6 protein-coding genes are annotated in these 12,836 nt (G+C 36.6%); all 6 read left to right on the top strand.

The window, feature by feature from the left end; genetic code table 11:
* Positions 1 to 67: 67 nt before the first annotated feature.
* The 6 genes from ACNC7R_RS01150 to ACNC7R_RS01175 all read left to right on the top strand — a co-directional run bounded on the left by ACNC7R_RS01150 (position 68) and on the right by ACNC7R_RS01175 (position 12,822).
* The gene (locus ACNC7R_RS01150; RefSeq protein ID WP_417939162.1) at positions 68 to 2,554 is read left to right on the top strand and encodes a glycoside hydrolase family 2 TIM barrel-domain containing protein; all 2,487 of its coding nucleotides are present in this window, start codon (positions 68 to 70) and stop codon (positions 2,552 to 2,554) included.
* 131 nt (positions 2,555 to 2,685) lie between these two features.
* Complete coding sequence (locus ACNC7R_RS01155) at positions 2,686 to 5,085, top strand: alpha-xylosidase (RefSeq protein ID WP_417939163.1); 2,400 nt, start codon at positions 2,686 to 2,688, stop codon at positions 5,083 to 5,085.
* A gap of 352 nt (positions 5,086 to 5,437) precedes the next feature.
* Positions 5,438 to 7,444 carry a glycoside hydrolase family 97 protein gene (locus ACNC7R_RS01160; protein ID WP_417939164.1) on the top strand — a complete coding sequence of 669 codons (2,007 nt, stop codon included), beginning with the start codon at positions 5,438 to 5,440 and terminating at the stop codon, positions 7,442 to 7,444.
* A gap of 147 nt (positions 7,445 to 7,591) precedes the next feature.
* A complete protein-coding gene (locus ACNC7R_RS01165) occupies positions 7,592 to 9,157 on the top strand; it encodes a GH39 family glycosyl hydrolase (protein ID WP_417939165.1) in 1,566 nt (521 codons plus the stop codon).
* Positions 9,158 to 9,255: 98 nt separating this feature from the next.
* Positions 9,256 to 11,490: a glycoside hydrolase family 3 C-terminal domain-containing protein gene (locus ACNC7R_RS01170; protein ID WP_417939166.1), complete on the top strand. Its 2,235-nt coding sequence runs from the start codon at positions 9,256 to 9,258 to the stop codon at positions 11,488 to 11,490.
* A 96-nt stretch (positions 11,491 to 11,586) separates the two neighbouring features.
* Complete coding sequence (locus ACNC7R_RS01175; protein WP_417939167.1) at positions 11,587 to 12,822, top strand: glycoside hydrolase family 5 protein; 1,236 nt, start codon at positions 11,587 to 11,589, stop codon at positions 12,820 to 12,822.
* Positions 12,823 to 12,836: the final 14 nt, after the last annotated feature.

Here is a 12,836-nt window from a genome sequence, read left to right on the forward strand (position 1 = left end):
TAGGTGATCGATACAGATGCCTATCGGTATGTTTATATTTGTTATAAGAACCACAAAACGACTATCTATGAAAACCAAATTTAAATTTCTGAACAGACTTTCAGTACTGATTTTTTCTGTGATGTTTTTATTGTTTTCCTGTAGTAAAAAAGAAGATACTTTTGAAAACCGAAAAGTCTCTTTTAATTCAGATTGGAGTTTTCATCTAAATGATAGTCTTGTTGATAAAGATACTATAGGAACTTCTACAAAATGGAGAATTTTAGATGTTCCTCACGACTGGAGCATCGAAGGAAAATTCAATGAAAAAAGCCCCGCCGGATATGGAGGCGGATCGCTTACCGGAGGTTTAGGCTGGTATAAAAAAACATTCAAAGTTGCTGCAGAAGACAGCACAAAAATAACATCCATCACTTTTGACGGTGTTTACAGAAACAGCGAAGTCTGGGTAAACGGCCATTATTTAGGGAAACGTCCAAACGGATATATTGGTTTTCAGTATAATATGTCGCCATATTTAAATTATGGAGATAAAACCAACGAAATAATTGTTAAGGTTGACAATTCAAAACAACCCAATTCACGCTGGTATTCAGGTTCCGGAATTTTTAGAAATGTCTGGCTTGAAACCACAGATAAACTTCATGTTGAAAATTGGGGTACTTATGTTACGACTCCAAAAGTTACTGCCGAAAAAGCTTCTGTAAATATTGAAACAACGATTAAAAATCAATATAAAGAAGATAAAAAGGTAAAAGTAACGACAACTATTTTTAAAGAAGATACCAAAGTAACATCGGTTACTCAAGATATAACAATCAGTGCAAACGGAAATCAAATTGTAAATCAATCGGCTGAAGTTGAAAATCCTGCATTATGGTCAGATGAAAATCCTGAACTGTACACAGCAGTTACCGAAATTTCGTTTGATGATAAAATCATAGATCAATACAAAACCTCCTTCGGAATCAGAGATTTTAAATTCGATTTGAACAAAGGTTTTATTTTAAATGGAAAACAAGTCAAAATAAAAGGTGTTTGCATGCATCACGATTTAGGGCCGTTGGGTTCTGCAATCAACACGCGCGCCATAGAACGTCAGTTGGAGATTTTGAAAGAAATGGGTGTAAACGGCATCAGAACTTCTCACAATCCTCCCGCTCCGGAACTTTTAGATCTATGTGATAAAATGGGTTTCATTGTCATGGATGAAGCTTTTGACATGTGGAAGCAAAACAAAACCAAATACGATTATGCAAATGATTGGGACAAGTGGCACAAACAAGATTTAATCGATCAATTGCGTCGTGACCGTAATCACCCCAGTATTTTTATATGGAGTATCGGAAATGAAATTCCGGAACAATGGAATGAAACAGGCATTGAAATTGCCAAAGAATTAGCGGCAATTACTCGTCAATACGATAAAACAAGACCAATTACGGCAGGAATGAATCCGCCTGTAAATATGAATATCGATGAAGTGACTTTACAATTCGAGAAAAACAATGTTTCGATTAATCCGCTTGCTGGATCGGGAGTTTTAGATTTAATAGGATACAATTATGCGCATCAAACATTCGAATATCATCAAAAAAACTTTCCAAAAACTCCTTTCATAGCAACTGAAACCACTTCAGGTTTGCAGACAAGAGGATATTATGATGCCGTTTCAGATACGATCAAAAAATGGCCGGTACGATGGGATCTTAAATTTACAGGAGGAAATCCAGGAAATACGGTATCGGCATACGATCAGGTTCAGGCGCCTTGGGGATCCACGCACGAAGCAACTTGGAAAGTGGTTAAAAAATACGATTTTCTTTCTGGAATGTACATTTGGACTGGCTTCGATTACATTGGAGAACCAACTCCATACGAATGGCCATCGGTAAGTTCGTATTTCGGAATTGTCGATTTAGCCGGTTTCCCAAAAGACGTGTATTATATGTACCAAAGCGAATGGACAGATAAAACGGTTCTTCATATTTTTCCACATTGGAACTGGAAAGACGGACAAACCGTTGATGTTTGGGCATACTACAATAAAGCGGATGAAGTAGAACTTTTTGTAAACGGAAAATCAGTTGGAAAAAGAAGTAAAAAAGGAGACGATTTACATGTAATGTGGCGAATCCCTTTTGAAGCTGGAACCTTAAAAGCCATTTCTCGTAAAAATGGAAAAGTGGTTTTAGAAAAAGAAATCAAAACTACCAGAAATCCTTCGCAATTGAAATTGACTGCGGACAGAAGTACCATCAAAGCAGATAAAAATGATTTGTCATTTGTAACAGCAGACATTTTAGATGCTAATGGAACTCTGACTCCAAATGCGAATAACGAAATCCATTTTTCATTAAAAGGAAACGGAAAAATCGTAGGTGTTTGCAGTGGTGATCCGGTGAGTCATGAATCTTATAAAGGAACAAAACATACGGCTTTAGCCGGAAAATGTCTGGTCATTGTTCAGTCTGGAGATAAATTCGGAAGATTGGAATTGACCGCTAAAGCGAATGGACTAAAACCGGCTATAATTGTAATAACAGCAGAATAATACGTTACGCTATCCTAACAGGTTTCCAAAACCTGTTAGGTATGAATAGATTTTTATTAAGATATTAAACAAAATAGTTAACTGGTTTTGGAAACCTGTTAGCAGAAACTAACATCTATAATTATTAACTCATGAAAAACAAACAACTCACCACATTGTTTTCAGCTTTTATGCTTGGATTTGTTTCGACACCAAAAGCATCAGCTCAAATTCAGAACGCAGATGTACTGAACGCACCAATCGATATCAGTAAAGATTTTCAGAACTATCTGAATACTTTTTATTTTGCTGATGAATTGGCCTCTTTTGATCCTGCAACAGGAAAAGGAACAATAAAATATTTGAGATACAATTATAAAACACGTCAGGCTTTCAACAACATGATGATGAAACCTGATGTGGAAAAAGCAAACGAATTCCCGACAACAGAATATGCAGAATCTCCTGTTTTGCCATTCGAAATTCAGTTTGTTTCAGACAGAACCCTTCGTCTTAAAGCGACTTCTGGACCACAATTTAATCCGAAAAAGGAATCTCTAATGCTGGTTGACGGAGTGGCTCCCAATCATCCTGAATTATGGAAATATGCTAAAATTGAAGGCGGTCATAGTTATATTAGTAAACATGGGAAAGTTGAAATTTTGACAAAACCCTGGCACGTAAAAATCTACGATGAAAAAGGAAAACTGCTGACAAGCACACTTCACGATACCGATTTTAAAAATACGTATACACCAACGCTTCCGTTTTCTTATGTTCGCAGAAACAGCGATTATTCCAGAAGTATGGGTGCGGCTTTCAGCTTAGAACCAGACGAAAAAATATTTGGTTGTGGAGAATCCTTCACACAATTCAACAAGCGTGGTCAAAAAGTTGTTTTATGGACAGATGATGCCAACGGAATCCAAAATGAAACCATGTACAAACCCATTCCGTTTTATATGAGCAGCCGAGGTTACGGCGTTTTCATGCATCATTCAACACCCATTACAGTTGATTTTGGGAAATATTTCTCAAGTGCAAACGAAATGTACATTGGAGATGACGAAGCCGATTTATTTTTCTTTATCGGAGAACCAAAAGACATTTTAGATCAATATACCAATCTCACTGGAAAAGCTGCGATGCCGCCACTTTGGTCTTTCGGTTTCTGGATGAGCCGTATTACTTATTTTTCTGAAAAAGAAGGACGTGATGTTGCTAGAGATTTACGTAAGTACAAAATCCCGACAGACGTAATTCATTTTGATACGGGCTGGTTTGATGTCGATTGGAGAAACAATTACGAGTTTGCAAAATCTCGTTTCCCAGATGCTACCAAAATGATGTCTGATTTGAAAAAAGACGGTTTCCAGGTTTGTCTTTGGCAATTACCTTATTTCACGCCAAAAAATACTTTATTTCCAGAAATTATGGATAAAAACCTGGCAGTAAGGGACAGAAAAGGAAATCTGCCTTATGAAGATGCCGTTTTAGATTTCTCAAATCCTGAAACGATTTCGTGGTACCAGGGAAAATTGAAAAAGTTATTTGACGAAGGAGTTGCGGTTTTCAAAGTAGATTTTGGAGAAGCAGCACCGCCAGAAGGAATTTACCACTCGGGAAGAACTGGTTTCTATGAACACAATTTATATCCATTACGATACAACAAAGCAGTTGCCGAAATCACGCAGAAAGAAAAAGGATATACTTTAATCTGGGCCAGAAGTACTTGGGCAGGGAGTCAGCGTTATCCGTTGCATTGGGGTGGAGATGCCGAAACTTCAAACGGAGCAATGTCGGCAGAATTGCGCGGCGGACTTTCATTAGGATTAAGCGGATTCAGTTTCTGGAGCCATGATGTTGGAGGTTTCGCAACTAAATCTCCTGAGAATATTTACAGAAGATGGACGCCATTTGGAATGTTCACTTCTCACGTAAGAAGTCACGGAGAACCGCCACGCGAGCCTTGGTTATATAGCAAAGAATTCTTGGAGGGATTTAGAAAAGCAGATAATATGCGTTACGAATTAATGCCTTATATCTACGCTCAGGCAAAAGAAAGTTCAGAAAAAGGATTGCCGATGATGCGCGCTTTATTTGTAGAGTATCCAAACGATCCGGGAGCCTGGTTAGTGGATAATCAATATTTATTCGGATCAAGCATGTTGGTGGCACCACTTTTTGAAGAAGTTGAAGAAAGAGACGTTTACCTTCCGGAAGGAACCTGGATTGACTACCAAACTAAAAAAGTCTATCAATCTGGATGGCATAAAATTAAAGCGGGCGAAGTGCCAATTGTAGTTTTAGTTAAAGACGGAACTGCACTGCCACACATCGGTTTAGCACAATCAACAAAAGATATGGATTGGAGCAAACTGACCTTAAAAGTATTCGCTAGCGATAAAACAACTTCGGCTTCAGCCAAAGTATTTTTGCCAAATGGAGATGCTGTACAAGAAATAAAAGTGTCCAAAAACGGAAACAAATTTGATGTAACAACAAATCCATTAAACGGAAAAACTACTTTTAAAACGGAGTGGGCGAAATAAAAAGTTAAACACAAATTGCACGAATTTCCACGAATTGAATTTGTGATAATTTGCGGAATTTGTGGTGAAAAAATATATCCACAGATTAAAAGATTAGAAAAGATTAGAATAAAATCTGCGAGAGAAAAAAAATCCTCTCTAATCCTTTTAATCAGTGGCAAAAAAATAAACACATAGAAACATAGGTTTTTGTTGCTAATAAAAGGAATTGGAAAGAAACTAGTTTCTCACACATAGAAGCTATATGAATTTAAACAAGTGAAACGCCTTTTTTAAGATTTCAATAAACTATGATTCTATGTGTTAAAAAAAATCGCCAGCATTTAGGCAGAAAAACATAATACCAAAAAACATGAAAAACTATCTAATTCTCCCAGCCGTATTGTTTTCGATAGCAATAGGCTACAGCCAAAAAATAAAAAGCGTTTACGAATTGGCATCGCCTAACGGAAAGAATAAAATCAAATTTGAGTTGGTGAAAAACGCTCCAAAATATGCTGTTTCTCATGGAAAAACCGAAGTGATTTCTCCATCAGAAATGGGATTTGTATTAAAAGGGAACGAAGATTTAAGCACCAATTTCGAAATCAAAGGAGCCAAAACTTCTACGTTTGATGAAACCTGGGAACAAGTTTGGGGAGAAAAGAAAAACATCAGAAATCACTACAATCAATTGGTGGTTGATTTACAGCAAAAAACAGGAAACAAAAGAAAATTACAAATTCAGTTTCGTGCTTTTGATGATGGAGTAGCTTTTAGATATGTGTATCCAAAACAAAATGTAAAAGACAGTATTTTCATCATGGATGAAAAAACAACTTTCAATCTTAAAGAAGACGGAAAAGCATGGTGGATTCCGGCTAATAGAGAAAACCGCGATGAATATCTTTTCAAAGATGCGCCGGTAAGTACATTGGATACCGTTTTAACACCATTGACAATTGAAAGCAAAAGCGGATTAGCGTTAAGTTTTCACGAAGCAAATTTGTACGATTTTGCCAGTATGACTTTGGTAAACACAAAAGGAACCGAATTAAAATCAGATCTAGTGCCATGGGCAGATGGAGTAAAAGTTCGTGTAAAAGATTCGTTTACTTCATCCTGGAGAACGATTCAAATTGGAGAAAATCCGGGAGAATTGATTACTTCTTATTTGGTTTTAAACTTAAACGAACCAAACAAATTAAAAAATACAAACAGTTATTTCAAACCTTACAAATATTTAGGTATTTGGTGGGGAATGCACATTGGGAAATATACTTTCTGGGAAAGCGATAAACAAGGCGCAACTACCAAACACGCTGAAGAATATATTGATTTTACAGCAAAAGAGGGTTTCCACCATTTACTAATCGAAGGATGGAATAAAGGTTGGACGCCAGGTTGGTACGAAAACCGTATGCACATGTTCAGCTTTACAAAAAGTGCTGATAATTTCGATTTAGAAAAAGTAGTGGAATACGGAAAGAAAAAGAATATCGAATTAATTGGGTACCACGAAACAGGTTCAAACTTAATTAACTATTTAAAAGAAGTTGATGAAGGTTTTGCCTTATACAAAAAATTGGGAATTCATACTGTAAAAATTGGTCACGTAGGTTCTAAACTGAACATGAAACAAATGCATTTCGGACAGTTTGGAGTGAATTATTTCAGATACATTTTAGAAAAAGCAGCACAATATGATTTAGCCGTTTTGTACCACGAATCCATTAAAGATACTGGAGAAAGAAGAACGTATCCAAACATGGTTTCGAGAGAAGCAGCACGCGGACAAGAATATAATGCCTGGAGCGAAGGAAATCCGCCAAACCACTTAAGTATTATTCCGTTTACAAGATTACTTTCTGGACCAATGGATTTCACACCTGGAATTTTTGATGTTGAGGTAAAACAAGGTTATCCAGGAAAAAGAATTCAGGGAACAGTGGGACAGCAATTGGCATTGTACGTTACGATTTATTCTCCAATCCAAATGTTAGCCGATCTTCCAGAAAATTACGAAGGAAAACCAGCTTTACAATTCTTAAAAGATGTTCCGACAGATTGGGAAGACACAAAAATCTTAGAAGGAAAAATTGGTGAATACATCACAACAGTAAGAAAAGACAGAAACAGCGCTGATTGGTACTTGGGAACTTTAACCAATGAAAAACCTAGAAATGTTGAGGTTTCATTGTCATTTTTAGATCCAAATCTTACTTACGAAGCACAGATTTATGTGGATGCAGAAGGAACAGATCAAACACACAATCCAGAAGCGGTTGCAATTTCGAAGAAAACAGTAAAATCTTCAGATAAATTACAATTGAAATTAGGCGGTGCCGGCGGTGGAGTTGTGAGATTTAAAAAACTATAATTATTTAGATTTAGTATCCTAACAGGTTTCCAAAACCTGTTAGGTATCAAAAATATCTCATCACAATTAAAAAAGCTTTTAGATTGGGTAAAATAAATACCTAACAGGTTTTGGAAACCTGTTAGGATAACAAAAAAACATTTTCAGATGAAAAAACTTTTAATACTAGCAGGAGTTTTATTTAGTTCAATATATTCGTTTGGGCAAAATGAAAGCCGAACGATAAAAGTTGATTATAAGAAAGAAGCAGGAAAACTAAACACCATGTTCAAAGAATGCATTGGTGCCGGAAGAGCTAACGAAGGTTTGAGAGCCGACTGGCAGCAGCAATTAGCAATGGTTAAAAAAGAATGTGATTTTAAATACATTCGTTTTCATGGTTTATTGACTGATGATATGGCGGTTTACCGTGAAGACGAAAAAGGAAATCCAGAATACAATTACCAATATGTTGATGTTCTATTCGATTTTATTGTAAGTCTGAAAATGAAACCTTTTGTAGAATTAGGTTTTATGCCGAATGCTTTAGCGAGCGGAAAAGAAACTATTTTTTGGTGGAAGGGAAATGTAACGCCTCCAAAAGATTATAAAAAATGGGAAGATTTAGTTCGAAATTTAACTCAGCATTTTAAAGAACGCTACGGAGACGAAGAAGTAAAAACCTGGTATTTTGAAGTGTGGAACGAACCCAATCTTTCACCTGGATTTTGGAGCAGTACACAAGACGAATATTATAAATTATATGATTACGCTGTTCGCGGTGTAAAATCTGTAAATCCTGCATATAAAGTTGGAGGCCCTGCAACAGCGGGTGCGGCATGGGTTCCAGAAACAATTGCTTTTTGCGACAAGAATAATCTACCGATCGATTTTATTTCGACACATGCTTACGGGGTAAAAAATGGTTATTTGGACGAATTCGGAACTTCTGGAACAATTTTAAGCAAAGACGAATTCAGCGTAAGCGGCGAAGTAGTAAATTCACGCAAACAGATTACAGAATCGGCTAAACCAAATCTGGAATTGCATTATACAGAATGGAGTTCCTCATACACGCCTGCAGATCCAATTCACGACAGCTATCATTCGGCAGCGTATATTTTGCAGAAATTAAAACAAGTTGGCAACGCGGCAAACTCAATGTCATATTGGGTTTTTACGGATATTTTTGAAGAATCAGGGCCAAGATTTACACCTTTTCATGGCGGTTTCGGATTGTTAAATACGCAGGGAATTAAAAAGCCTGCTTATTTCTCTTATTATTTACTGAATAAATTGGGAGAAACAGAACTTCAAAATTCAGATAAAACTTCCTGGGCTTCAAAAAATGCTAAAGGCGATGTGCAAGTTTTATTATGGGACTTCACCAATACACATCCGGGTGATAAAGAACTGAATCAGACATATTACATTAAAGACCTTCCATCAAAAGAAAAAGGAAAAGTCAAAATTGAAGTTGACGGAATGCAGAAAGGAAAATATGTATTGGAAATTTACAAAGTCGGTTATAAAGTAAATGACGTTTACGCAGATTATCTGGCTTTAAGTAAACCAAGTCAGTTGACACGCGAACAGGTGAATTCTTTAAAACAAAAAAATACCGGAGCGCCAATTGCAACAGAAAGAATTACAATTAACGAAAAAGGATCATTCAGCAGAGAATTAAAAATCAATGAAAATGATGTTTTCATGCTCAATTTGATTAAGCAATAAACCTAAAAACAAAAAACCACAAACAATATACTATAATAGGATTTACAGATGATACGTGAGGAGTCGAAATCTTTAAGTCTAAAAAAATCTAACTATCTATGAAAAATAAAATGATCATGTTGTCAGCGGTTGTTTTGGCATTGTTTACTTCTTGTAAAAACGATGCACAAACTTTAGCTTCAAATTCGGGTGAGACCGAAGAATACGTTGGAAAAGAAATAGGAACAGAACATGATGCTGAAATCGATAAACTGATTTCTCAGATGACATTGGAAGAAAAAGTTGGAATGCTTCATGGTAACAGCATGTTTGCCAATTCAGGCGTAAAACGTCTAGGAATTCCAGAATTAAAAATGGCTGATGGCCCGTTGGGAGTTCGTGAGGAAATTTCCAGAGACAATTGGGCACCAGCAGGATGGACAAACGATTTTGCAACCTATTATCCAGCTGGTGGTGCTTTGGCAGCAACTTGGAATGCAGAAATGGCACACACTTTCGGGACCAGTTTAGGAGAGGAATTGCGTGCAAGAGATAAAGACATGTTACTTTCGCCAGCAATCAACATGGTGAGAACACCGCTGGGAGGAAGAACGTACGAATATATGTCTGAAGATCCGTTTTTGAACAAAAAAATAGCCGTGCCTTTGGTTGTTGGTTTGCAGGAAAAAGATGTAATGGCGTGTGTAAAACACTATGCGGCAAACAATCAGGAAACGAATCGTGATTTTGTAGATGTGCAAATTGATGAGCGCACACTTCGCGAAATTTACCTTCCCGCTTTTGAAGCTAGTGTAAAAGAAGCAAAAGCATACAGTATTATGGGAGCTTATAATAAATTCAGAGGTGAATATTTATGTGAAAACGATTATATGCTGAACAAAATCCTTCGTGACGAATGGGGATTTAAAGGAATTGTCGTTTCAGACTGGGCTGCGGTGCATTCGACAGGAAAAGCATTAAAAAATGGTTTAGATATTGAAATGGGAACGCCAAAACCTTTCAACGAATTTTTCTTAGCAGATAAATTAATTGCTGCAGTAAAATCGGGTGAAGTTTCAGAAAAAGAAATTGATCTTCACGTAAAACGTATTTTACGCGGGTTATTCCATATTAAAGCAATGGGCGGAGGCGAGCGTGCAAAAGGGAGTATCGCAACAGAAGCACATTACCAAGATGCCTACAAAATTGCTGCAGAAGCAATTGTATTGTTAAAAAATGAAAATAATGCATTGCCATTAAAATTAGACGGAGTAAAATCTATTGCCGTAATTGGAAACAATGCAACTAAGAAAAATGCTCTGGGCGGATTTGGAGCTGGAGTAAAAACAAAAAGAGAGGTTACGCCTCTTGAAGGTCTTAAAAACAGACTGCCTTCTTCGATCAAAATCAATTATGCTGAAGGATATTTAGAGCGTTATGAAGAAAAAAACAAAGGAAATTTAGGAAATATTACTTCTACAGGACCAGTTACAATTGACAAATTAGATGATACAAAAGTTCAGGAAGCAGTAGAAGCAGCTAAAAACTCAGACGTTGCGATCATTTTTGCAGGTTCTAACCGTGATTATGAAACTGAAGCTTCAGACAGAAGAGACTTGCACTTGCCATTTGGACAGGAAGAATTAATCAAAAAAGTATTGGTCGTAAATCCAAAAACAATTGTGGTGATGATTGCAGGCGCTCCCTTTGATATTAACGAAGTAAGCCAAAAATCGTCTGCTTTGGTTTGGAGCTGGTTCAATGGTTCTGAAGGAGGAAACGCTTTGGCAGATGTGATTTTAGGAAAAGTAAATCCGTCAGGGAAATTACCCTGGACAATGCCAAAACAACTCAAAGATTCTCCTGCACATGCAACAAACAGTTTTCCAGGAGACAAAACAGTTAATTATTCAGAAGGGCTTTTAATAGGATACCGCTGGTTTGATACTAAAAATATTACCCCATTATATCCTTTTGGTTACGGATTATCATATACGACTTTTGCTTTTGGAAATGCAAAAACAAACAAAGAGTCTTACGGTCAAAATGAGGTAATCGAAGTTTCTGTAGACGTTAAAAACACCGGAAAAGTAGACGGAAAAGAAGTAGTTCAGGTTTATACTTCAAAATCTGATTCTAAAGTTACACGTGCCGCAAAAGAACTAAAAGGTTTCAAAAAAGCTGAAGTTAAAGCTGGAAATTCAGAAACAATAATTATTAAAGTTCCAGTAAAAGAATTGGCTTATTATGATGTTACTGCTAAAAAATGGACAGTGGAGCCGGGAAAATACACCTTAAATGTGGGGAATTCTTCAAGAGATATCAAAAAAGAAATCATAGTAACAATCAAGTAATTCTTTTAAACTATATAAGTTCATTTAAAGCCAAACTTATAATTACTTACATCACTTGTATGATTTAAATTAAATAAACTAAACCTTAAGTTTAAAATGAAAAAAACAATCAAAGATTACTTAATAACTGTTATGTTTTTTATCTTTTTTGGAGGCGTTTTTGCCTGCAGTTCAGACAAAGAAACAGCAGAAATAATAGTTCCGGAAACAGTTGGGTTATATCCAAGTTACAATACAAATCCAATTGCAGCCGATGCATCTGGAATGTCGAGTACAGCGTCTCAATTGGCAGCCAAAATAAAATTAGGCTGGAATATCGGGAATACTTTAGAAGCAATCGGCGGCGAAACCGCATGGGGGAATCCGAAGGTAACAAAAGCTTTAATCGATGCCGTAAAAGCAAACGGTTTTAATGCGATCAGAATCCCGTGTTCCTGGAATCAAAACATGGAAAATGCCGCAACAGCAAAAATCAAAACAGATTGGTTAAACCGCGTGAAAGAAGTGGTTCAATATTGTGTTGATAACGATATGTATGTTGTTGTAAACATTCACTGGGATGGAGGCTGGCTGGAAAATAATATAACCGAAGCTAAAAAAGTAGAAAACAATGCCAAACAAAAAGCGTTCTGGGAACAAATTGCAACACATTTAAGAAGTTTCGACGAACATTTACTTTTTGCAAGCGCCAATGAACCAGCGGTTGAAGATGCCACTCAAATGGCTGTTTTAATGTCATATCACCAAACTTTTATTGATGCCGTTCGTTCGACAGGAGGGAAAAATGCAACTCGTGTTTTGGTAGTTCAGGGACCAACAACAGATATTGAAAAAACAAACAAATTAATGACTGCATTACCAACAGATAAAGCGACGGGAAGAATGATGGTCGAAGTACATTATTATTCTCCGTGGAATTTTGCCGGTTTAACGAAAGATGAAACTTGGGGCAAAATGTTTTATTATTGGGGAAATGGTTTCCATTCGACAACCGATATGGAACGAAATGCAACCTGGGGTGAAGAAGCCGATTTGGAAAAGAATTTCAAATTGATGAAAACCCAATTTGTAGACAAAGGAATTCCGGTTTTATTGGGAGAATTCGGAGCCATTCGCAGAACCACTTTAACGGGAGACGCTTTGACTTTACATTTAAATTCGAGAGCCTATTATTTAAAAATGGTAGTCAAAACAGCAAAAGCAAACGGATTATTGCCTTTTTATTGGGACGAGGGGAGCCTGGGGAACAATGGTTTCGGAATCATAAACAGAACCACTAATACCGTCTTCGATACACAAGCTTTAAATGCTTTAAAAGAAGGATTACAATAGGAAAATTTTTTTAA

It is taken from the genome of Flavobacterium adiutor (assembly GCF_048282555.1).
Lineage (GTDB): Bacteria > Bacteroidota > Bacteroidia > Flavobacteriales > Flavobacteriaceae > Flavobacterium.